The organism is Arthrobacter sp. MDT2-16, from assembly GCF_054510925.1.
Genome location: NZ_JBTNDP010000003.1, coordinates 391,997 through 413,351 on the forward strand (window position 1 = coordinate 391,997; position 21,355 = coordinate 413,351).

General features: G+C 70.4%; 20 protein-coding genes. 4 read left to right on the forward strand and 16 right to left on the reverse strand.

Features of this window, described 5'->3' with window-relative positions:
* Positions 1-10: 10 nt before the first annotated feature.
* The 3 genes from pstA to ACX80N_RS08475 form a co-directional block, all read right to left on the reverse strand.
* Positions 11-1,117, reverse strand: a complete 1,107-nt coding sequence (gene pstA / locus ACX80N_RS08465; protein WP_105032315.1) for a phosphate ABC transporter permease PstA — start codon at positions 1,115-1,117, stop codon at positions 11-13.
* Positions 1,117-2,049 carry a phosphate ABC transporter permease subunit PstC gene (pstC, locus tag ACX80N_RS08470; protein WP_105032314.1) on the reverse strand — a complete coding sequence of 311 codons (933 nt, stop codon included), beginning with the start codon at positions 2,047-2,049 and terminating at the stop codon, positions 1,117-1,119. Before pstC ends, pstA begins: the two co-directional genes overlap by 1 nt.
* A 144-nt stretch (positions 2,050-2,193) precedes the next feature.
* Entirely contained in the window at positions 2,194-3,315 is a 1,122-nt protein-coding gene (locus tag ACX80N_RS08475) for a phosphate ABC transporter substrate-binding protein PstS (RefSeq protein WP_105032313.1), read from the reverse strand.
* 222 nt (positions 3,316-3,537) lie between these two features.
* On the opposite strand from ACX80N_RS08475, the gene ACX80N_RS08480 reads away from it, so the two are divergent.
* The 3 genes from ACX80N_RS08480 to disA all read left to right on the forward strand — a co-directional run bounded on the left by ACX80N_RS08480 (position 3,538) and on the right by disA (position 7,416).
* Positions 3,538-4,665, forward strand: coding sequence for an FUSC family protein (locus ACX80N_RS08480; protein WP_105032312.1), 1,128 nt, complete (start codon positions 3,538-3,540; stop codon positions 4,663-4,665).
* A gap of 61 nt (positions 4,666-4,726) precedes the next feature.
* Entirely contained in the window at positions 4,727-6,112 is a 1,386-nt protein-coding gene (gene radA, locus ACX80N_RS08485; protein ID WP_459339024.1) for a DNA repair protein RadA, read from the forward strand.
* Between the two features lie 227 nt (positions 6,113-6,339).
* A complete protein-coding gene (disA, locus tag ACX80N_RS08490; RefSeq protein ID WP_459339025.1) occupies positions 6,340-7,416 on the forward strand; it encodes a DNA integrity scanning diadenylate cyclase DisA in 1,077 nt (358 codons plus the stop codon).
* 12 nt (positions 7,417-7,428) lie between these two features.
* On the opposite strand, the gene ACX80N_RS08495 is transcribed toward disA, so the two are convergent.
* Positions 7,429-8,184: a hypothetical protein gene (locus tag ACX80N_RS08495; RefSeq protein ID WP_459339026.1), complete on the reverse strand. Its 756-nt coding sequence runs from the start codon at positions 8,182-8,184 to the stop codon at positions 7,429-7,431.
* Between the two features lie 86 nt (positions 8,185-8,270).
* Here ACX80N_RS08495 and ACX80N_RS08500 point away from each other — a divergent pair, with 86 nt between their 5' ends.
* Positions 8,271-9,311, forward strand: a complete 1,041-nt coding sequence (locus ACX80N_RS08500; protein ID WP_459339027.1) for an HhH-GPD family protein — start codon at positions 8,271-8,273, stop codon at positions 9,309-9,311.
* 38 nt (positions 9,312-9,349) lie between these two features.
* Here the strand turns inward: ACX80N_RS08500 and dhaM are convergent, their stop codons facing one another.
* The 12 genes from dhaM to ACX80N_RS08560 all read right to left on the reverse strand — a co-directional run bounded on the left by dhaM (position 9,350) and on the right by ACX80N_RS08560 (position 21,352).
* Positions 9,350-10,111 carry a dihydroxyacetone kinase phosphoryl donor subunit DhaM gene (dhaM, locus tag ACX80N_RS08505; RefSeq protein WP_459339028.1) on the reverse strand — a complete coding sequence of 254 codons (762 nt, stop codon included), beginning with the start codon at positions 10,109-10,111 and terminating at the stop codon, positions 9,350-9,352.
* Positions 10,108-10,764: a dihydroxyacetone kinase subunit DhaL gene (dhaL, locus tag ACX80N_RS08510; RefSeq protein WP_459339029.1), complete on the reverse strand. Its 657-nt coding sequence runs from the start codon at positions 10,762-10,764 to the stop codon at positions 10,108-10,110. The genes dhaM and dhaL overlap by 4 nt, the downstream gene beginning before the upstream one ends.
* On the reverse strand, positions 10,761-11,762 hold the full coding sequence (gene dhaK, locus ACX80N_RS08515) for a dihydroxyacetone kinase subunit DhaK (RefSeq protein ID WP_105032305.1): 1,002 nt from the start codon (positions 11,760-11,762) through the stop codon (positions 10,761-10,763). The genes dhaL and dhaK overlap by 4 nt, the downstream gene beginning before the upstream one ends.
* 209 nt (positions 11,763-11,971) lie before the next feature.
* Positions 11,972-12,148, reverse strand: a complete 177-nt coding sequence (locus tag ACX80N_RS08520) for a CsbD family protein (protein ID WP_105032660.1) — start codon at positions 12,146-12,148, stop codon at positions 11,972-11,974.
* A gap of 123 nt (positions 12,149-12,271) precedes the next feature.
* The gene (locus ACX80N_RS08525; RefSeq protein ID WP_105032304.1) at positions 12,272-12,778 is read right to left on the reverse strand and encodes an amino-acid N-acetyltransferase; all 507 of its coding nucleotides are present in this window, start codon (positions 12,776-12,778) and stop codon (positions 12,272-12,274) included.
* 145 nt (positions 12,779-12,923) lie between these two features.
* On the reverse strand, positions 12,924-15,431 hold the full coding sequence (locus tag ACX80N_RS08530; RefSeq protein ID WP_459339030.1) for an ATP-dependent Clp protease ATP-binding subunit: 2,508 nt from the start codon (positions 15,429-15,431) through the stop codon (positions 12,924-12,926).
* Between the two features lie 123 nt (positions 15,432-15,554).
* On the reverse strand, positions 15,555-15,890 hold the full coding sequence (locus tag ACX80N_RS08535; RefSeq protein WP_459339031.1) for a histone-like nucleoid-structuring protein Lsr2: 336 nt from the start codon (positions 15,888-15,890) through the stop codon (positions 15,555-15,557).
* 82 nt (positions 15,891-15,972) lie between these two features.
* Positions 15,973-16,170, reverse strand: a complete 198-nt coding sequence (locus ACX80N_RS08540) for a hypothetical protein (RefSeq protein WP_105032301.1) — start codon at positions 16,168-16,170, stop codon at positions 15,973-15,975.
* A 2-nt stretch (positions 16,171-16,172) separates the two neighbouring features.
* The gene (lysS, locus tag ACX80N_RS08545) at positions 16,173-17,630 is read right to left on the reverse strand and encodes a lysine--tRNA ligase (protein ID WP_459339047.1); all 1,458 of its coding nucleotides are present in this window, start codon (positions 17,628-17,630) and stop codon (positions 16,173-16,175) included.
* Positions 17,631-17,728: 98 nt separating this feature from the next.
* Positions 17,729-18,670: a pantoate--beta-alanine ligase gene (panC, locus tag ACX80N_RS08550; protein ID WP_459339032.1), complete on the reverse strand. Its 942-nt coding sequence runs from the start codon at positions 18,668-18,670 to the stop codon at positions 17,729-17,731.
* 68 nt (positions 18,671-18,738) lie between these two features.
* A complete protein-coding gene (locus ACX80N_RS08555; protein WP_459339033.1) occupies positions 18,739-19,689 on the reverse strand; it encodes a Rossmann-like and DUF2520 domain-containing protein in 951 nt (316 codons plus the stop codon).
* On the reverse strand, positions 19,676-21,352 hold the full coding sequence (locus ACX80N_RS08560; RefSeq protein WP_459339048.1) for a PH domain-containing protein: 1,677 nt from the start codon (positions 21,350-21,352) through the stop codon (positions 19,676-19,678). Before ACX80N_RS08560 ends, ACX80N_RS08555 begins: the two co-directional genes overlap by 14 nt.
* Positions 21,353-21,355 lie beyond the last annotated feature (3 nt).

A 21,355-nucleotide genomic window follows, 5' to 3' on the forward strand; every position in this document is an offset into this window, starting at 1 on the left:
CAGCGAGCGGTCAGCGGCTGGTCTTGGGGGCGAACATGCGGGCGATGAACCGGGCGACCAGGTTCAGCAGCATCACCATGAGGATCAGCAGGAGCGCCGCGGCCCATGCGCGCTGTGTACTCGGATCGGGCGCCGTGGGAGAGGTCGGCGTGAGGATCTGGTAGTAGATGAAGGTGGGGAGCGTACTCATCCAGCCGCTGAAGACGTTCCAGTTGATGGAGCTCGCGAACCCTGCCGTCACAAGGATAGGCGCGGTCTCGCCGATGACGCGGGCGATCGAGAGGGTTACGCCAGAGGCGATACCGGAGATCGCCGTGGGGATGACCACGTTGGTGATCGTGCGCCATTTGCGCACTCCCAGGGCGTAGGAGGCCTCGCGGAGTTCGTTGGGCACGATCTTCAGCATCTCCTCGGTGGAGCGGACCACCACGGGGATCATGAGGACGGAGAGGGCGACGGCGGCCACGAACCCCGTCCGGGTGCCCGGACCGAACAGGAGCGCGAACAGGGCTGCTGCGAACAGGCCCGCCACGATCGAGGGGATGCCGGTCATGACGTCCACGAAGAAGGTGATCGCCTTGGTGAGGTTCTTGCCCGCCCCGTACTCGACGAGGTAGACGGCGGTGAGCAGGCCGATCGGCACCGAGATCAGGGTGGCCCAGAGGGTGATCTGCAGGGTGCCGAGCACGGCGTGGTAGGCGCCGCCCAGCACGGGTGTGCCGTTCTCCAGCGCCTGGTTATCCGTCGCGCCGGTCACTCCGTTCATCGAGGTGAACAGGAAGTTGTAGCTGAGCCCCGGCACGCCCCGCTGCAGCACGGTCCACAGGACCGAGACGAGGGGCAGCAGCGCGATCAGGAAGGCGCCGTACACGAGGTAGGTGACGAGCCGGTCCTTGGCCTTGCGCTCACCCTCGGCCACCGCGGTGACGAGGGTGGCTGCGATCACGAAGACGACGGCGGAGATGACCGCCCAGCCGACCACGCTGAACCCGATGAGTGAGGCGAGCGCCGCCCCGAGGATGACGGAGGCGCCGAGCACCACCCATACGGCGTACGAGGGGAGGTGGCCGCGCGTGAGCTGGGACTGGCGACGCTGGAGTGTCTGGTTCGCTGCCATTAGTTAGCTCCCGAGAATTCTTTGTGCCGCGTGATGATGAAGCGGGCGATCATGTTGACGATCAGCGTGATGACGAACAGCACGAGGCCCGCCGCGATCAGTTCGTTGAGCCGCAGGCCGAATGCCTCCGGGAAGTTCAGCGCGATCTCCGCCGCGATGGTCTGATTGCCCGTCCTGATGAGGCTGGCCCCGAGCGCGCCCGGCGAGAGGACCAGGGCCACGGCCATGGTCTCGCCCAGTGCGCGGCCGAGACCGAGCATGGTCGCGCTGATGATGCCGGGGCGTGCGAAGGGGAGCACCGCCATGCGGACCATCTCCCAGCGCGTGGCGCCCATCGCGAGCGCGGCCTCCTCGTGCAGGGTGGGGGTCTGCAGGAAGATCTCCCTGCTGAGCGAGGTGATGATCGGGATGACCATGACCGCGAGGACGATCCCGGCGGTGAGCATGGTCTTGCCGGTCTGGCTCGCGGGCCCGGTGAAGAAGGGGATCCAGCCGAGGTTCTCGGCGAGCCAGGTGTAGCCCTTGGCCAGCTGCGGTGCGAGGACGATGTAGCCCCAGGCGCCGTAAATCACCGAGGGGATGGCCGCGAGCAGGTCGATCACGTACCCGAAGGCCCGTGCCAGGCGGCGCGGGGCGTAGTGCGAGATGAACAGGGCGACGGCGATACCGATGGGCGTGGCGATCACGAGCGCGATGATCGCGGCGATGACGGTGCCGATGACGATCGGCAGGATGTAGGAGGTGAAGCCGTTCCCGCCGGTGATCTCCGTGGGGTCGGCGGTGAAGGTCGGTGCGGCCTGCACGAGCAGGAACACGGCGACGCTGAAGAGCACTGCCAGGATCAGGATGCCGGCGGTGAGGGAGATTCCGGAGAAGATCTTGTCGCCTGCGCGGCCTCGATCTGTCGACGCTTTCAGCGTATGGGTTGACACGTCTCTGCCTTCCAGGCGGTCGATTTCGGATGCAGTGACGGCCCGGTGGCGGGCCGAGGAGGGAAGGTCACTGCTGATTCCAGCCGTGAACGGCGGACGGTCCCGCCCGGTCATCATTAGACCAGACGGGACCGGATGCCTTCGCTAGGAAGCGACCTTGATGGAGTCGATGGCCGTCTTGGCCTTCTCGCTGAGGGTCGCGGACAGCGGGGCGTTGCCCGCGGAGGCCTCGGCCTCGGCCTGGCCCTCCTCGCTGATGACGTAGGTGCCGAACGCCTTCACGAGGTCGACCGTCTCCTGGGAGTCGTAGGAGGTGCAGTACACGTGGTAGCTGACGAGGACGACGGGGTAGGCGCCGGACTCGGTGGTGTCGCGCTCGAGCTCGAGGGACATGTCGGTCGCGGGGCGGCCCTCGACCGGCGTGGCGACCTCGACGGCCTTCGCGGCGGCGTCCGAGCTGAGCTCGGTGTACTCCTCGCCCACCTTGACCTTGGCCTTGCCGAGGTCACCGACGGCGGAGGCGTCGGCGTAGGTGATGGCGCCGTCGGTCGAGGTGACCGTCTGCACCACGCCCGAGGTGCCCTTGGCGTTCTCGGACTGCAGTTCCGCCGGCCAGGCACCGCTGACCTCGTAGGTCCAGTCCTGGGGCGCCGCGGCGGCGAGGTAGTCGACGAAGTTCTCGGTGGTGCCGGACTCGTCGGAGCGGTGCACCACGGTGATGGGGGTGTCGGGGAGCTCGACGCCCTCGTTCTGGGCGGCGATCGCGGGGTCGTTCCAGGTGCTGATCTTCTTGCCGAAGATCTGCGCGATGGTCGGGGCGTCGAGGTTCAGCTCGGTGACACCTTCGAGGTTGAAGGCGATCGCGATCGGGGAGATGTACGCGGGGATGTTGATCGCACCGTCGGGGCCGCAGACCTCGGTGGCCTGGGTCATCTCTTCGTCCTTGAGGTAGGCGTCCGAGCCGGCGAACTGCGCGCCACCGCTCAGGAAGGCCTTGCGCCCGGCACCCGATCCGTCCGGCGAGTACTGCACCATGGCGCCCTCGTTGGCGGACTCGAAGCCGGTCTTCCAGGCCTCCATCGCAGAGTTCTGCGAGGAGGCGCCGATGCCGGTCAGGGTTCCTGACACTGCAGTGCCTGCGGCGGCGGAGGAGGCTCCACCCTCCGCGGCGGGCTCGCCGGTGGCGTTGTCGGAACCACAAGCGGTCAGCGCCAGCGCGGCTACGGAGATAACTGCCGCAGCGCGGCCAAAGCGAAGAGCCTTCACTAGATATTGCCCCTTCCAGGGAGGTATTCATCGGTGCACGAATGGCACTCGGTAGAGATGTACGCGTTCTTGTACATCCTCAAGCTAGGCAGTGCAGGTAAAGAGACTGACCAAGGGACGTTAACGGAAGGTGAACAGCACGGGGCCATTGCCCCGCCCAGCCGGTTCGCAGTGGCGGATGAGACGAAGGTCTCGTCCCGGTGCACCTCCTAGACTGGGAGCATGCCGCCGCGCCAGGGACTCTCCGCAACCCTCGCCTTTCTGCGGAAGCGCTCGCGGATAGGGTTCAGGCGCAGTTCCAACTCCGTCATCCCGGCACTCCAGATGACCGTCTGCGCGGTGGGCGCCTACGCCTTCGCGGAGCAGATCCTGGGGCACAACGGGCCGCTGTTCGCGGCGACGTCGTCGATGATCTCCCTGGGCTTCTCCCGGGATCCCCGTCTACGGCGCGTCCTCGAGGTGGCGATCGGCTGCACCCTCGGCATCTCCGTGGGGGATCTGCTGCTCACCTTCTTCGGCACCGGCCTGTGGCAGGCCGCCGCCGTGCTGTTCATCTCGATCCTCCTGGCCCGGTTCCTGGACAGCGGGACCATCTTCACCACGCAGCTCGGGCTGCAGTCCCTGCTGGTGGTGCTGCTCCCGGCCCCGGAGGGCGGGCCGTTCACGCGGAGCGTCGACGCGATCGTGGGCGGCCTGTTCGCGCTCGTGATCACCGTCCTCCTGCCCCGCGACCCGCGCCGCGAGCCGAGGACGAACGTGCGCGGCCTCCTGGGTGAGTTGTCGGGTGTGATCCGCGACAGCGCCTCGGCGCTCCGGCAGAGCGATTCGACGCTGGCCTGGCACGCGCTGGTCCGGGCGCGGAACTGCCAGTCCCAGCTCGACACCCTGACGGGCAGCATGAAGGCCGCGCGGGAGGTCGCCCGCATCTCCCCCGCGTACCGGCGCCACCGCGACGAGATCGGATCCCTGGGGAGCGCCATCGAGTCGATCGACCTCGCCATCCGCAACAGCCGCGTGTTCTCCCGCCGCCTGACCTCGGCCATCAACCACGCCGCCCTGACCGACGAGGCGATAGAGAGCCTCAGCCAGTCGCTCGAGGACACGGCCGACGCCGTCGACGCACTGAGCCGCGGCCTGTCGGCGCGGGATCCCGCCGAGAGGCGCCTCAACCTGCGCCGGGCACGCGAGGAACTGGCGGCCGTCGCCACCGATCTCCATCCGGACAGCCTGAACATCAGCCGGCTCGAGGGCGAGGGGCTCGTGCTCCTCCTCCGCCCGCTCGTGGTGGACCTGCTCGAGGCCACGGGCCTCACCCACGAGGACGCCGCGGACTACCTGCCCCGGCTCTGAGGCAGCACCAACGGCAGGCGGTCACGGCGACTCTGTCGGTGCGCGCCGGTAGCCTGAAAGCATGCCCACGAAGACCTCCCCCGCCGCACGCGCGAGCCGCAGCAACGCGCCGAACTACCGCTGCGCCGAGTGCGGATGGACCACGGCGAAATGGGTGGGGCGCTGCGGCGAATGCCAGGCCTGGGGCACGGTCGAGGAGACGGGCCAGGTGGTCGCCCGCACCACGGCCGCGGCCGCGGTCACGACGCCCGCCCGGCGCATCGCCGACGTCGACGCCACACTGTCAGGGTTCCAGCCGACGAAGATCGACGAGCTCGACCGCGTGCTCGGCGGCGGACTGGTGCCGGGGGCCGTCATCCTGCTCGCCGGCGAGCCCGGCGTGGGCAAGTCCACGCTCCTGCTCGACGTCGCCGCGCGGGTGGCACGGCTGGGCAAGGACGTCCTCTACGTCACCGGCGAGGAGTCGGCGGCCCAGGTGAAGCTGCGGGCGGACCGCATCGACGCGGTGGCCGACTCGCTCTACCTGAGCGCTGAGACCGACCTCGGCCAGGCGCTCGGGCAGGTGGAGAAGATCGACCCGGCGCTGCTCATCGTGGACTCCGTGCAGACCCTCAGCAGTGCGGCCGTGGACGGCAGCGCCGGCGGCGTCACGCAGGTCCGCGAGGTGGCCGCGTCCCTCATCGGCGCGGCCAAGGCCCGCGGCATGACCACCCTGCTCGTGGGGCACGTCACGAAGGACGGGTCGATCGCCGGGCCCCGGCTCCTCGAGCACCTCGTCGACGTGGTCTGCCAGTTCGAGGGCGAACGCCATTCGCGCCTGCGCCTGCTGCGCGCGGTGAAGAACCGGTACGGCCCCACGGACGAGGTGGGGTGCTTCGACCTGACCGACGGCGGCATCGAGGGACTGGCCGATCCCAGCGGCCTCTTCGTCTCCCGTACCAAGGACCCCGTCTCGGGGACGTGCATCACGGTGACGCTCGAGGGGCGGCGGCCCCTGCTCGCCGAGGTGCAGGCGCTGCTGGCCGAATCGCCGAACTCCCAGCCGCGCCGGGCGACGAGCGGGCTCGACAGCTCGCGTGTCGCCATGCTGCTGGCGGTGCTGCAGAGCCGCGCGTCCGTCAGCCTGCACAAGGACGACAGCTACGTGGCGACGGTGGGCGGGGTCCGCCTGACCGAACCGGCCACCGATCTCGCCGTCGCCCTGGCCATCGCGTCCGCCAAGACCGACCACCCCCTGCCCGCGCGGCTCATCGCGTTCGGCGAGGTGGGTCTGGCCGGCGAGGTGCGTCCTGTGCCCGGGATCGGCCGGCGCATCCAGGAGGCGGAGCGCCTCGGGTTCACCCACGCGATCGTCCCGGCCTCCCCCGGCGGTACCGGCCCCGTCCCCCAGGGCTTCTCCGTACGGGAGGTCTCGACCCTCGCGGAAGCGCTCGCCCTCCTGTTCTAGGACGGTGGCGGGCCTGCCCGTGAGGATGCGGCACCCGCCCCGAGGGCTCCGCGCCCGGAGTGTTACAGCGCTGCCACCAGGGCCGGTACTGAGGATTTCCTGAGCGCCAGTAGTATTATGTTCGGCTGCGCGGGTACTCCCGTGGCCTCTGCCTGCCGTCCGAGGTTCGATGGCGGCTGCCCGACTGCGCCGGGCCTTCGACAGCGCGGGCGGTGAAAGGATAGGCCATGGTTCGTAGTCCGGAGGACTCGCTGAAAGCCACCCTCGCCAGAGTAGCCCCGGGAACGCACCTGCGCGACGGTCTTGAGCGAATCCTGAGGGGCCGCACGGGTGCGCTGATCGTGCTGGGCTTCGACCGCACGGTGGACTCGATCTGTTCGGGCGGCTTCGACATCGGTATCGAGTTCTCGCCCACACGCCTGCGCGAACTGGCGAAGATGGACGGCGCCATCGTGTGCGACAAGGACGCGAGCCGGATCCTGCGCGCCGCGGTGCAGCTCGTCCCCGACCACACCATCGAGACGCAGGAATCCGGGACGCGGCACCGCACCGCTGAGCGCGTGGCGAAGCAGACCAACCTCCCGGTGATCAGCGTCAGCCAGTCGATGCAGATCATCGCCCTCTACATCGACGGTCTCCGCCACGTCCTCGAGGGGTCCGAGCCCGTGCTGGCACGCGCCAATCAGGCCCTGGCCACGCTGGAGCGGTACCGCGCCCGGCTCGACCAGGTCACCAACTCCCTGTCCGCCCTGGAGATCGAGGCGATGGTCACCGTACGGGATGTCGCCGTCACACTGCAGCGGCAGGAGATGGTGCGCAGGATCTCCGAGGAGATCTCCCAGTACGTCCTCGAACTGGGCGTGGACGGCCGCCTGCTGTCGCTGCAGGTCGAGGAACTGACCACCGGGCTCGGCCCCGGTCCCGAGATGGTGCTGCGCGACTACATGGACCTCGGCAACAGCACGGTGCCGCTCGACGAGCGCGTCGCGACGCTGCAGGGCCTCAGTTCCACGGACCTCATCGACCTCGGGACCATCGCGAGCGTCCTAGGCTTCAACCCGTCGGTCGACTCGCTGGAGGCCGTCATCCAGCCGAAGGGCTTCCGCCTGCTCTCCGGGATCAAGGCGGTGCCACCCGCCGTCGCGAACCGCCTCGTGGAGCACTTCGACGGGCTGCAGAACCTCATGGCAGCGAACATCGACAATCTCATGGCCGTGGACGGCATCGGCGAGCAGCGGGCGCGGACGGTCCGCGAGGGCCTGTCCAGGATCGCCGAGACGAGCCTCCTCGACCGCTTCATGTAGCGCTCGCCCGCGCTACCGCAGCGTGAACTCCACGGGGCTGCTGTCGCGGACCCCGAGCTTGGTGGTGAGCGTGTACCCGCCTGCCCCGGGCGTCTCGTCCGCCGGGGTGCAGCCCGGCATGCTGCGGTTGCGCGACCACTCGAACCGCGCCCGCTCGTCGGCGCCCGCTTCGATGGTGTGCTCGAGGTCCTGCGAGGCCTGCTGGCAGTCGATGGAGGAGAACACGCGCTCGTCGCCGCTGGTCACCAGGAACTCCATCTGCGACGTGCCGACGTTCACGCTGCAGGCCGTGTCCCCCGTGTTGCGGACCACGAGGGTCAGGACCACCGTGTCATCCGGCCCGTACTCCTGCCGGTCGGTCTCGGCCTCGACCACCACCGTGCCGGGGTCGCATGCGTCGGCGGCGGACGACGACGTGGCCGAGGCGCTGGGTGACGGCGTCGCACCGGGTGTCGGGGTCCTGCCGGGTGTCGGTGTCGCCGTCAGTCCGGCCGGAGCCGTCGTCGCCGATGCGGTGGGGCCGGCCGACGGAGTCGGATCCGCGGAGGGGGTTCCGACCGGCGCCGGAGGGTCGCCCGCAGCTGTGTCCTGGCCACGGCCGAGCGCTCCGGCGAGCGCCGCGCCACCGACGGCGAGGGCCGCGACGACGAGGAGCGCGAGGAGGATCACGACCAGGCGCCGTCGGCGATAGATCGCTGGGCTCGGCCTCCGACTGCTGCCGGTCCGTCCGCCCCTGCCGTGGTCGCCGCCGTGCCCCGTTGATGCCATCCATCAAGGCTAGGGAGGGTCCCGCGCATTCTTCAGGCCACCACGCCGGTGGATAGAGTATTGACCGAAATGACCCAGGAGCACCCATGACCCCCGGCAGCGCGACGAGTCCCGGTCCGGCGCGCCCGGCCGGTCGCACTTCCTCGCTCCCGCAGGATCGTCTCGCGCGGGACCTCCAGGTACGGGACCTCCATCTGCGGGTGACCGACTGGTTCGCGGAAGCCGCCCGGGATCTGCCGTGGCGGGACCCGGGGTGCTCCCCGTGGGGCATCCTCGTCAGCGAGGTCATGCTGCAGCAGACCCCCGTGGTCCGGGTCCTCCCGGTGTGGCGCGAGTGGCTGGACCGCTGGCCGAGCCCGGCGTCCCTCGCGGCCGAGCCCTCAGGAGCCGCGGTGCGCCACTGGGGCCGGCTCGGCTATCCCCGCCGCGCCCTCCGCCTGCACGCCGCGGCTGCGGCCATCGTGGCGCAGCACGGGGGCGCGGTGCCGTCCACCTACGACGAGCTGCTCTCCCTTCCCGGGATCGGCACCTACACGGCCGCCGCGGTGGCATCCTTCGCGTTCGGCCGCCGGGAGACCGTCGTGGACACCAACATCCGGCGCGTCCACGCCCGGCTCTTCGGTGGTGCAGCCCTTCCCGCCCCGGCGCTGACGGCCGCCGAGACGAAGCGGGCCGTCGAGCTGCTGCCCGACGACACCGCCCTCTCGGTGCGCTGGAACGCGGGCGTGATGGAGCTGGGCGCCGTCGTCTGCACGGCCAGGAACCCTCTGTGCGATGCCTGCCCGGTCCGGGACGCATGCGCCTGGGTGGCGGCGGGACGGCCGGCACCCGAGTACGTACCGAAGGGCCAGGCCTGGGCCGGGACGGACCGGCAGGTGCGTGGCGCCATCGTCGCCGTCCTGCGGGACACCGACGCCCCCGTTCCGCGGTCGATGCTCCTGGAGGCTCCGGTGGATCTCGCCATGGGCGCCGACGTCTCCCTGCAGCCTCCCGACCGCGGGCCGGGCGCGTTCGCCGCACTGCACGGGCTGCGCGCGCCCGCGGAGCAGCTCGAGCGCGCGCTCACCGGCCTCCTGGCCGATGGTCTCGCAGAGGAGGTCGACGGCGGGGTCCGCCTGCCGGCCTGAGGCGGACCCGCCGCACGGGAAGCAGGGCCCGGCGCCGCTCAGGCGGGTTCGCCGAAGCCGGACTCGACAGCCTGCCCGATGAAATCGACGGCCGCCTGCGCGTCCGGACCCCTGGCCTCCACCGTCACCGTCTTCCCCTGACCGAGTCCGAGGCTCATCAGCAGCATCACCGACTTGCCGTCCACCCCGTTGACCGTCACCTCCGCATCGAGGTCCGCGAGGCCCGTGGCGAGCGTGGCAGCGGGCCGGGCGTGCAGACCCATCTGGTTCGGCAGGGTCCACGAGCCGCCGGCCGTCGGTCCTGCGGACGCCTCCGCTGCAGCCGACGACGCGCCGTCGGAAGCCCCGCCCTGCCCCGGGGACGCCGCGGCGTGACTGACGAAGGGCTCGAACTCCTCGGGGCGGACGGACACCACGGCACCCTCCGCCGCCCTGACCACCTCGTCGAGGGAAGCCCCGCCCTGGGCGTGCACGGCAGCCGCGATCGCTCCCTCCACCAGGGCCGCCTGGGCGAGCCGGACCGACTCCCGCGCCTCGGGCTCGAGGAACTCGAGCACCATCTCCGCCGTCATCACCGCGGAGCCGAGGTCGGTCAGGACCACCACGCCGTCGCCGCCCGAGGCCTGCTCGATCCCGGCCTGCACCCGCTCGAAGCTCGTGCCGATACGGGCGGGGCCCGATCCGTCCTCCGCTCCTCCGGCGGCGACCAGGACGACGTCGGGCGCCATCTGCGCGGCCAGCTCGACGACGCCCTCGGCGATCTTCTCGCTGTGCGAGACGATGACGAGTGCGACGCTCACGCGACCTCGCCCCCGGCCACCGCTGCGGCCGCCGTCAGGATCAGGGCCGACGACACCGCGCCCGGGTCCTGGTGCCCGGCACTGCGCTCACCGAGGTAGCTCGCCCTGCCCTTGCGTGCGATCAGGGGTTCGGTGGCCACCGCTCCCGCATGGGCGGCGTTGGCGGCGGCCGCGAGCACCTCCGGGGCGGTCGCTCCGGCCTGGGCGGCGGTCTCGGCGGACTCGGTGGCGGGTGTCCAGGCGTCGACCATGGTCTTGTCCCCCACCTCGGCCTTCCCACGGGCCACGATGCCGTCCCGCGCCGCCCTGATCATGCCGGCGGCCGCGTCCGCATCGATCTCCCCCGCCTCCCCGAGGGACGTGGCGGCGCGGAGGAAGGCCGTCCCGTACAGCGGTCCCGCGGCTCCGCCGACGGTGGACATGAGCGTCATGGCGACCAGCTTGAGGACCGCCGCCGGCGTGGCGGGCGGCTCACCGGCGTCGAGTTTGGCGATGACGGCGCTGAACCCCCGGTCCAGGTTCTCCCCGTGGTCCGCGTCGCCGATCACCCTGTCGAGGTCGATCAGCAGGGCGCGGTTCTCCGCGACCACGCGCGCGGTCTCCTGGATCCACCGCACGGCCCACCGGGTGTCGAGGGATTCGGCCATCCTCATGCCCCCCAGCGCAGCGCGGCGGTGTGCACCGGGGTGTCCCAGAGCTCGAGCATCTCGTCGTCGGCCCGGAGGATGGTCAGGGATGCTCCCTGCATCTCGAGCGCGGTGATGTAGTTGCCGACGAGGGACCGCTCGATGCTGACACCGAGGTCCCCGAGAAGCTGTGCGACCTTCCGGTACATGATGTACAGCTCGCTCGCGGGCGTGCCGCCCATCCCGTTGACCATCACGATCGTGCGGTCTCCGGAGGTCAGTTTGAGGTCGGCCACGATCGGGTCGAGGAGCCGCTGCGTGATGCCGTCGACCTCCTCCATGGCGATCCGGTGCCGGCCCGGTTCCCCGTGGATGCCGATCCCGATCTCGATCTCGTCCTCGGCGAGCTCGAAGCTGGGCACGCCCGCGTGCGGGACGGTGCACGCCGCGAGCGCGACCCCCATGGAGCGGACGCCGTCCACGACGCGCTGGGCCACGGCGGTGACACCGTCGAGGTCGTCGCCGCGCTCGGCGGCCGCACCGGCGATGCGCTCCACGAGGACGGTCCCTCCGACGCCGCGGCGGCCCGCCGTGTACAGCGAGTCCTCGACGGCCACGTCGTCGTTCACGAGGACGGAGCGCACCGACACGCCGTCGGCCTCGGCCATCTCGGCGGCCGTCTCGAAGTTGAGGACATCGCCCGTGTAGTTCTTGACGATGTGGAGGACGCCCGCGCCGCCGTCGACGGCCGCGGTGGCGGGGATGATCTGGTCGGGTGTGGGGGACGTGAAGACCGCGCCCGGGACCGCGGCGTCGAGCATCCCTCGTCCCACGAAGCCCGCATGAAGTGGTTCGTGGCCGCTTCCGCCTCCGGACACGAGACCCACCTTGCCCTGCACGGGGGCGTCCCTACGGGTGATGAAGAGCGGTTCCGGATGGACGGTCACGAGGTCGGCATGCGCGATGCCGAATCCTTCGACCGATTCGTCGACCACGGCTCTGGGGTCGTTGATGAGCTTCTTCACGACGGCTGCTCCTTGACTGCGAAGGGACGTTCTGACGGCCCTGCAGCCCGCCTTCCATGGACCACCCCGGCCACTGGTGACATTACCGTCCGTTCCTGCCCCTGCCTATAGCCCCGCCGTGGGGCGGAGAACGCCTGAGGGAGGGACCCGCAACGGGTTCCCTCCCTCAGGAGACCGAGCCGCTCGCTCAGGCGTGCGGCCGGGATGGATCAGTGGCCCTTGAAGGCGTCCTTGATGTTCTCTCCGGCGTCCTTGAGCTTGGAGGTCGCCTGGTCCTTGTGGCCCTCGGCCTCCAGGTTCTCGTCGCCGCTGGCCTTGCCGAGGCCTTCCTTGACCTTGCCGCCCAGGCCTTCGCTCTTGTTCCCGATCTTGTCATCCAGTCCCATGATTCGGACCTCCTTCAGCTCGGTGTACGGCCACCGGTTCCGGTGGCCTGCCCGCATCCCGTTCAGGAATGCTAAGCACTCTTACCTTATCCTCCGGGATCCGGGGAAAGCCAGCCGCCCCGCTCAGAGTTCCCTGATCATCCGCGTGTTCCCGAGTGTGTTGGGCTTGACGCGGGCCAGGTCGAGGAACTCCGCGACACCCTCGTCATGGGAACGCAGGAGCTCGGAGTAGATGCGCGGATCGATGGCGGACTGGTCCGCCATGACCTCGAAACCGTGGCGGCGGAAGAACCCCACCTCGAAGGTCAGGCAGAAGACGCGGCTCACCCCGAACCCGCGGGCCTCGTCCAGTAGCTCCTCGACGAGCGCGTGGCCCACACCGCGTCCCCTGGCCGCCGGGGCCGTGGCGAGGGTGCGCACCTCGGCGAGATCCTCCCACATGATGTGCAGTGCCCCGCAGCCGAGCACCTCGCCGTCGTCGGACTCGGCGATGCGGAACTCGGGCAGGCCCTCGTAATACGCCACCGTCTCCTTGGCCATCAGGACGCGGTCCTGGGCGAGCGGCTCGACGAGCGCCTTGATGGCAGGGACGTCCGAGGTGCGCGCGCGGCGGATGGTGAAGGGGGTCACCCGCTCCACTCTACCGAGCCCACCCCGCCACGCCGGGGCTGCGATGCGCCTCCGCCTCCCTGCAGGACGGCGTCCCTGCAGGAACAGCGGAACCCGCCCTGGTGACCAGGGCGGGTTCCGCTGTTGCCGTTCCGAACGGGCAGTGCTACTCGGGGACGGTCGCCTCCAGGGCGGCCGGTGCATCCTCGAGCTCCTTGGGAGCTCCGTGGCCCACGAAGGTGAAGTGCGCATCGACGCCCTCGCCCTCGACGTCCACGTCGACGCGCTCCCCCGACTTCAGGTCCCCGAAGAGGATCTTCTCGGAGAGCTGGTCCTCGATCTCGCGCTGGATGGTGCGGCGCAGGGGCCGTGCACCCATCGCGGGGTCGTAGCCGCGGGTGGCAAGGAGGACCTTGGCCGCGGGGGTGAGCTCGATCGTCATGCCCTTGTCCGCCATGCGGCGGCTCAGGCGCTCGAGGAACAGGTCCACGATCTGGACGATCTCGTCCTGGGTGAGCTGCGGGAACACCACGGTGTCATCGACGCGGTTCAGGAACTCGGGGCGGAAGTGCTGCTTGAGCTCCTCCGTGACCTTGGCCTTCATCCGGTTGTAGCTCGTGGTGGTGTCGGACCCGGACTGGAAGCCCGTCATGACACCCTTCGAGATGTCGCGCGTCCCGAGGTTGGTGGTCATGATGATCACGGTGTTCTTGAAGTCCACCATGCGCCCCTGGCTGTCCGTCAGGCGGCCGTCCTCGAGGATCTGCAGGAGCGAGTTGAAGAGATCGGCGTGCGCCTTCTCCACCTCGTCGAAGAGCACCACGGAGAACGGCTTGCGGCGGACCTTCTCGGTCAGCTGGCCGCCCTCCTCGTAGCCCACGTAGCCCGGAGGGGCACCGAAGAGCCGCGAGACGGTGTGCTTCTCGGAGTACTCGGACATGTCCAGCGTGATGAGGGCGTCCTCCTCGCCGAACAGGAACTCCGCAAGAGCCTTGGCGAGCTCGGTCTTGCCGACGCCGGTAGGGCCGGCGAAGATGAACGAGCCACCCGGGCGCTTCGGATCCTTGAGGCCGGCACGCGTACGGCGGATGGCCTGCGAGATGGCCTTGATGGCCTCGTTCTGCCCGATGACCCGCTTGTGCAGCTCGGCCTCCATGTTGAGCAGTCGCGAGGACTCGGCCTCGGTCAGCTTGAACACGGGGATGCCCGTGGAGTTCGCCAGCACCTCAGCGATGAGTTCCTCGTCCACCTCGGCGATGTCGTCGAGTCCGCCGGACTTCCAGCGGCGCTCCTTGTCGCTGCGCTCGTCGTGGAGCTTCTGCTCCTTGTCACGCAGCGACGCGGCACCCTCGAAGTCCTGGGAGTCGATGGCCGACTCCTTCTCGCGCTTGACGTCGGCGATGCGCTCGTCGATCTCCTTAAGCTCCGGCGGGGCCGTCATCCGGCGGATGCGCAGGCGCGCCCCCGCCTCGTCGATGAGGTCGATCGCCTTGTCCGGCAGGAAGCGGTCCGAGATGTAGCGCTCGGCCAGCGTCGCAGCGCTGGACAGGGCGCCGTCGGTGATGGAGACGCGGTGGTGCGCCTCGTAGCGGTCGCGCAGGCCCTTGAGGATCTCGATCGCGTGCGCCACGGAGGGCTCGGCGACCTGGATGGGCTGGAAGCGGCGCTCAAGGGCGGCGTCCTTCTCGATGTGCTTGCGGTACTCGTCCAGCGTGGTGGCGCCGATGGTCTGGAGCTCACCGCGTGCGAGCATGGGCTTCAGGATCGACGCGGCGTCGATGGCACCCTCGGCGGCACCCGCACCCACGAGGGTGTGGATCTCGTCGATGAACAGGATGATGTCGCCACGGGTGCGGATCTCCTTGAGGACCTTCTTGAGCCGCTCCTCGAAATCACCGCGGTAGCGTGAGCCGGCCACGAGGGACCCGAGGTCCAGCGTGTACAGCTGCTTGTCCTTGATGGTCTCCGGGACGTCGCCGCGCACGATCGCCTGGGCGAGGCCCTCGACGACGGCGGTCTTGCCGACGCCCGGCTCACCGATCAGCACGGGGTTGTTCTTGGTACGGCGGGAGAGGACCTGCATGACGCGTTCCATCTCCTGCTCGCGCCCGATGACGGGGTCGAGCTTGGACTCGCGCGCGGCCTGCGTGAGGTTGCGCCCGAACTGGTCCAGCACCACCGAACCGGCCGGGGTCCCCTCCTGCTGGGGGCCGCCGGCCGCTGCCGGCTCCTTGCCCTGGTAGCCGGACAGCAGCTGGATGACCTGCTGGCGGACCCGGTTGAGGTCGGCCCCGAGCTTCACGAGGACCTGCGCGGCGACGCCCTCACCCTCGCGGATGAGACCGAGCAGGATGTGCTCGGTACCGATGTAGTTATGGCCGAGCTGAAGAGCCTCCCGCAGGGAGAGCTCCAGCACCTTCTTGGCCCGGGGGGTGAAGGGGATGTGACCGGACGGGGCCTGCTGGCCCTGACCGATGATCTCCTGAACCTGCTCCCGTACGGCGCCCAGCGAGATGCTGAGCGACTCCAGGGCCTTGGCGGCTACACCCTCGCCCTCGTGGATGAGGCCAAGCAGGATGTGCTCGGTGCCGATGTAATTGTGGTTGAGCATGCGGGCCTCTTCCTGGGCCAGCACAACAACTCGACGGGCACGATCTGTAAATCTCTCGAACATCAGACACACACTCCTAGCTAACGCGTAATTCGATGCTACGGGCACGGGGTGTGCTTTGGGCGCGTGTTCGCCACAGGCGAGATACCGCCGGAGGGCTTCCCCTCCGGCGCCCGGAGGGGGTGGTCAGCGCTGGGCGGCGCGGTACGCCTCCACGATCTCGCTGTTGACGCGTCCGCGGGAAGAGACGTCGTAGCCGTTCTCGCGGGCCCACTCGCGGATCTGGGCGGCCTCCTGGTTGCGGGCCGGGGCCGGCGCGGCCGGGGTGTTGGACCGCTGCTTCGAGGAGTTGCTGCGGCGGGCGGCGGCCACGTAGTCGCCGAGGGCTGCGCGGAGCTCCGAGGCGTGTGCCTCCGAGAGGTCGATCTCGTACTGCACGCCGTCCAGGCCGAAGCGCACGGTCTCGTCGGCCTCGCCGCCGTCGATGTCATCGATGAGAATGATCTTTACCTTCTGCGCCACAATGCTCTCCTGATTTTCCTCGAAATGAAATGACCCCTGGATGATTATGGGCCACTATTCAATCGAGGTCAAAGAAGGGCATTCACCTGGGATCTATTTCCGGATTGTCTTTCTTCTCGTCCGCCGCCGCACGGCCACGCGCGTCCTCGGCGTCCTGCAATTCCTCGGCCTTCGCCATGGCCTCGCGTTCCGCGCGGTCCGCGTTGAATATGGCCTTGATCACGAAGTAGAAAAGGACGGCCAGGCACACGGACGGCAGCAGGACGGCGACATATTCCATGATTACTGTCCCGCCTCGGGCTTGAGAATGGGGAAGAGGATCGACTCGCGAATTCCGGCGTTCGTGAAAAGCATCACGAGCCGGTCGATTCCGAGGCCTATGCCGCCCATCGGGGGGGCGCCGTATTCGAGGGCGCGCAGGAAGTCCTCGTCCAGCTGCATCGCCTCGTCGTCACCGGCGGCGGCCTGGCGCGACTGCTCGGTCAGGCGGTCGCGCTGGATGACGGGGTCGATGAGCTCGGAGAACGCCGTGCCGCGTTCCATGCCGCCGATGATGAGGTCCCACGCCTCGATGAGGCGCGGGTCCTCCCGGTGCGGCCGTGCCAGGGGCTGCGCCGAGGGCGGGTAGTCGTAGACGAACGTCGGCTGGATGAGGGTGGGCTCGACGATCTCGGAGAACAGTTCGAGGACCATCTTCTCGGCACCCCAGGCCGGGTCCAGCGGGACCTCGTGCCGTTCCGCGACGGCCAGCAGCTCCTCCGCCGCCGTGTCCGGCGTGATCTCCTGGCCCACGGCCGAGGACAGGCCCGGGTACACACCGAGCCAGGACCACTCGCCGTCGAGGTCGATCGTGCCCTTCGCCGTCTCGATGGTGCGCGATCCCAGCAGGTCGGCGCAGGCGAGGATCATCTCCTTCATCCGCTCGGCCATCACGAACTGGTCCGCGTACGCCTCGTAGCACTCGAGCATCGTGAATTCGGGGCTGTGCGTCGAGTCGACGCCCTCGTTGCGGAAGATCCGGCCGATCTCGTACACGCGGTCGATCCCCCCGACCACGGCGCGCTTGAGGTACAGCTCCAGCGCGATTCGGAGCGTCATCTTCTGGTCGAACGCATTCAGGTGCGTCTCGAAGGGGCGGGCCGTGGCGCCGCCGTGGACGAGCTGCAGGACGGGCGTCTCCACCTCGATGTAGTCGCGGCTGTTGAGCGTCTCGCGCAGGGTCCGGGTGATGGCCGCGCGGGTGCGCACCATCTGGCGGGCCTCCTCGCGCACCATGAGGTCCACGTAGCGCTGGCGGACCCGCGTCTCCTCGTTCACCCCGGCGTGCAGGGTGGGCAGCGGCCGCAGGGCCTTGGAGGCCATGGTCCAGGAACCCGCCATGACGGAGAGCTCGCCGCGCCGCGAACTGATGACCTCACCCGAGACCTGGACGTGGTCGCCGAGGTCCACGAGCGCCTTCCACTGCGCCAGGCTGTCCGCACCGATCTCGGCGAGGCTGAGCATGGCCTGCAGCCGCGTGCCGTCGCCCTCCTGCAGCGTGGCGAAGCACAGCTTGCCGGAGTTGCGGATGAACACCACGCGCCCGACGACGGCGACCTGCCGGCCGCTGGACTCCCCCGTCCCGAGCTCGGCGAACTGCTCGCGGACCTCGGCGAGGGAATACGTACGCTCGGGCCGGACCGGGTACGGCTCCAGGCCGGCATCGAGCAGGGCCGCCCGCTTCTGCAGCCGGAAGCGCATCTGCTCGTTGAGGTCGTCCGGGGTCAGGGTTTCGTCAAGGGTCACGGAACACAAGTTTACGGCTCCCTGCGGGAGGTGCGGCGGGGAGGGGGTGTGCGTCAGCCCACAGCCGGCAGGACGGCGTTGTCGATGAGCCGCACGGCGCCCACCCTCGCGGCGACCACCGCGAGTGCGGGGCCCACCGCGGCGTCGTCCCCCGGTGCAGGGTGCGCGCGCGGGGTGAAGGTGGACGCGTCGACGACCTCGAGGTAGTCGAGGTCCACGCCCTCACGGGCGTCGATCTCCGCGCGGGCGCCCGCGAGGTCGAGGGGCTCGCCCCGCTCGGCGCGGGCACGGAGGGATCCCAGCACACGGGAGAGGACGAGGGCGGCGCTGCGCTCCTCGGAGTCCAGGAAGCGGTTGCGGCTGGAGAGGGCCAGGCCGTCGGTGTCGCGCACGATCGGCACGCCCTCGATCCGGACGGGGACGTCGAGGTCGAGCACCATGCGGCGGATGAGCGCGAGCTGCTGGGCGTCCTTCTCGCCGAAGTACGCGCTGTAGTCCGCATCGGTCCCCGGCAGCCCGAGGTTGAGCAGCTTCGCGACGACCGTGAGCATGCCGTCGAAGTGGCCGGGCCGCGACGCCCCCTCGAGCACCTCCCCCGCACGGCCGGCGCTCACGCGGACCAGCGGCTCGCCGCCCGGGTACATGTCCTCGACGGAGGGGGCGAAGACGACGTCCACGCCGCAGGCGCCGAGGAGCCCCAGGTCGGCGTCGAGGGTGCGCGGGTAGCGGTCGAGGTCCGCCTGGTCGCCGAACTGCAGGGGGTTCACGAAGATGGACACCACGACGACGTCGCTGGCGTGGCGCGCGGTCCGCGCCAGGGTGGCGTGGCCCTCGTGCAGGCCGCCCATAGTGGGGACGAGTCCGAGCGTCGGCCGGCCGGCAGCGCCGCGGCGCGACCGTGCGCCGTCGAGCAGGGCGGTGGTCGCCGCGCGCAGGTCGGCGGGAGTGGAGACGAGGAGCGGGATGGCCGGGCGCGGGGTGCCGGTCGGTGTCACGGAGGGTCCTTCCAGGACGGGGTCGGGGTGCCGGTGGCCGGCGGGGATCGGGGACGCGCGGCGGGACGTCACGGACGCGGACCGGGAGCGCCGCCCGGCGTCGCGCCCGGTGACCCGTCCGCGGGGGTGTCGGCGAGCGCCGCGAGGATGGCCTCGCCCTGCGCGGGCGAGAGGACCCCGCGTTCGAGGGCCCGCAGGGCCGTCGCGCGTGCCATGCCGAGGTAGGCCTGCCGGGTGTCGGGGGCGTCGTGCTGCTCGAGGGCGGCGCGGTGGATGCGGACCGTCCCGGCGTCGCCGCGGGCCACGGGGCCGGTCAGGGCGCCCTCACCGGCGGACAGTGCGTTCTCGAGCGAGGCCTTCATCAGCGGGCCGAGCATGCGGTCGGGGTGCTGCACCCCGAGGTCGGCGAGGAGCTGCGCCGACTGGGCCGCGATCGTGACGAGGTGGTTCGAGGCGTGGGCGAGGGCCGCGTGGTACAGCGCGCGGGACTCCTCCTCGATGACCACGGGCTCGGCTCCCATCTCGACCACGAGCGCCTGAGCAATCGGCAGCACCGCGGCGGGGGCCGTGATGCCGAACATGCTGTCCGGCAGCCGCCCGAGGTCCAGGCTCAGCCCGGTGAACGTCATGGCCGGGTGGATGGCCAGCGGGATGGCGCCGGCCGCACGTGCGGGCCCGAGCACGGAGGTGCCGTACCGCCCGGAGGTGTGCACCACGAGTTGGCCGGCCTGCCAGGCCCCGAGCCGGGCGAGGCCCTCGACGAGGGTGGGCAGGGTGTCGTCGGGTACGGCGAGCAGGACCAGCTCGGCGCGTTCGACCACGTCCCTGACCTCCAGCACGGGCACCCCGGGCAGCAGGTTCTCCGCGCGCTCGCGGCTGGCTTCGGACACCGCGGAGACGCCGACGACGGCGTGGCCCGCCGAGCGCAGGGCCGCACCCAGGACGGAACCGACCCTGCCGGCTCCGACCACGCCGACGCCGAGCCGGCCGGGGCGCCTCGAGGCGTCAGCGCCGGCCATCGGCGTCCACCCCGCTCCCGCTCGGTGCCGGGACGTAGCGCGGCACGTCCGGCATGACCTCGAGCACGGCCTGGGGCTCGATGGTGCCGGTCCCGCCGTCACCAGGTGCCGCGCCGCCCGGGGCATCCTCGGGATGATCGCCCGGAGCATCGTCGGGACCGGCGGCGGGGCCCGCTGCCGGAGGTGCGCCTACCGGGACGGGTTTCATCCACTGCTCCGGCCCGCTGCGGCGGCGTGCTTCAGCGGCCCGCGCCGCCTGCCCGTGGAAGAGGTCCCACGCCGTGCCGGAGTCGGCCAGCGCAACGCGTGCGCTGACCGGACCCGGCGTGGTCTGCAGCTGGAGGTCGGACACCCCGAAGCGCCTGGCCAGGGGCCCCTGGTGGAGGGAGAGCGACTGCGTGCGCTCGTGCGGCACGACGACGAGCCGGCGCCACAGCACACCGGAGCGCAGCAGCAGGGCCGTCCCCGTGGCCGCGAACCCGTTGCGGCGCCACGCGAAGGGGGCGAGCCAGCGGGCGCGGCGGGGCGTGGTGGCGAACCCCTCGTCGTCGTCGCGGCCCACCAGTCCGGCGGTGAAGACCTCGACGGGGCGCGGCGTCCCGGGCTCGGGGAGCACCAGCGCCAGGGTCTGCAGCACCTCGCCCCAGGTCCCGACGGGCAGCAGCGTGGCACGCGCCTGGCCCTCGGTGGAGGCCGAGAGGCCGTACCCGGCCACGTTCACGGTGACGCGGTACCACCCCTTGGGGCGCCACAGCGGCGGCTGCACGATGCTGAGCGCCTGGACCCGGCCGGGCGGGACGGTCTGCGACCTCGTGTCGAGCAGGCCGTAGCGCATCCGGATGCCGTCCGGCGATGTGGCGGCACGGAAGTTGTAGCCCGTGTTCAGGGCGGACCAGTAGGCGCCGGCCACGCCGATGAGGATGGGGATGAAGGACGTCGCGATGATCGGGGTGTCCAGGGTGATGCCGAGGGTGATGATCACGGCGGCTGCCAGTACCAGGGCCACGGTGGTTCCCGACAGGGCGACCGCGCCGATCACCCGACCCGGCGGGATCGCCACCACCTCGCGCTCGGGCGCCTCGACGATCGTCCCGGGGTGCTCCGGATCCTCGGTCACGCCCGCAGCCCGCGCGAGGATCGTGGCGCGCAGCCTCCTGGCGTCGTCGAGCTTCAGAAAGGCGAGCCGGACGGCGGATTCCCCGGCGTCGGCCACCTCGAACTTCAGTTCGGCCAGGCCGAAGATCCGGGCGAGGAACGGTTGGACGATGTCGATCGCCTGCACGCGGTCCAGCCTCGCCTGCCGCTGCTGCCGGAAGACGACCCCGGAGTGCACGCGCACGTGCTCGGCCGTCACCTGGTAGCGCGTGAAGTACCAGGAGACGAGGAAGACGGCGGCGACCACCAGGACGACGGCGAGCAGAACCCCGGCGGCGAGCAGGACGCCGACGCCCTCGGGCAGGGGTCCACGGCCCCTCGTCCCGCCCGAGAACATGCCCTCGAACCAGTCCCTGCCGACGAAGTAGAGGATGGCCACCAGGACGATCCAGCCGCGCACCAGCGGCGAGATGACGTGGACGCGGTGCCAGGCGTCACCGCCCTGACCGCCCGCGTCCGGTTCCTCGGGCCCTGCGGGCGCCGGCAGCGCGTCGGAGGGGTTGTTCATGGA

Bases quoted from the DNA above. Each gene is read 5' to 3' on its own strand.
- ACX80N_RS08500 (WP_459339027.1), top strand. From the start codon at position 8,271: ATGACCCCCGGCAGCGCGACGAGTCCCGGTCCGGCGCGCCCGGCCGGT.
- ACX80N_RS08495 (WP_459339026.1), bottom strand. From the start codon at position 8,184: ATGGCATCAACGGGGCACGGCGGCGACCACGGCAGGGGCGGACGGACC.
- ACX80N_RS08555 (WP_459339033.1), bottom strand. From the start codon at position 19,689: ATGGCCGGCGCTGACGCCTCGAGGCGCCCCGGCCGGCTCGGCGTCGGC.
- ACX80N_RS08540 (WP_105032301.1), bottom strand. From the start codon at position 16,170: ATGGAATATGTCGCCGTCCTGCTGCCGTCCGTGTGCCTGGCCGTCCTT.
- dhaL (WP_459339029.1), bottom strand. From the start codon at position 10,764: ATGAGGATGGCCGAATCCCTCGACACCCGGTGGGCCGTGCGGTGGATC.
- ACX80N_RS08560 (WP_459339048.1), bottom strand. From the start codon at position 21,352: ATGAACAACCCCTCCGACGCGCTGCCGGCGCCCGCAGGGCCCGAGGAA.
- ACX80N_RS08530 (WP_459339030.1), bottom strand. From the start codon at position 15,431: ATGTTCGAGAGATTTACAGATCGTGCCCGTCGAGTTGTTGTGCTGGCC.
- radA (WP_459339024.1), top strand. From the start codon at position 4,727: ATGCCCACGAAGACCTCCCCCGCCGCACGCGCGAGCCGCAGCAACGCG.
- ACX80N_RS08520 (WP_105032660.1), bottom strand. From the start codon at position 12,148: ATGGGACTGGATGACAAGATCGGGAACAAGAGCGAAGGCCTGGGCGGC.
- lysS (WP_459339047.1), bottom strand. From the start codon at position 17,630: ATGCGCTTCCGGCTGCAGAAGCGGGCGGCCCTGCTCGATGCCGGCCTG.
- disA (WP_459339025.1), top strand. From the start codon at position 6,340: ATGGTTCGTAGTCCGGAGGACTCGCTGAAAGCCACCCTCGCCAGAGTA.
- pstA (WP_105032315.1), bottom strand. From the start codon at position 1,117: ATGGCAGCGAACCAGACACTCCAGCGTCGCCAGTCCCAGCTCACGCGC.
- ACX80N_RS08480 (WP_105032312.1), top strand. From the start codon at position 3,538: ATGCCGCCGCGCCAGGGACTCTCCGCAACCCTCGCCTTTCTGCGGAAG.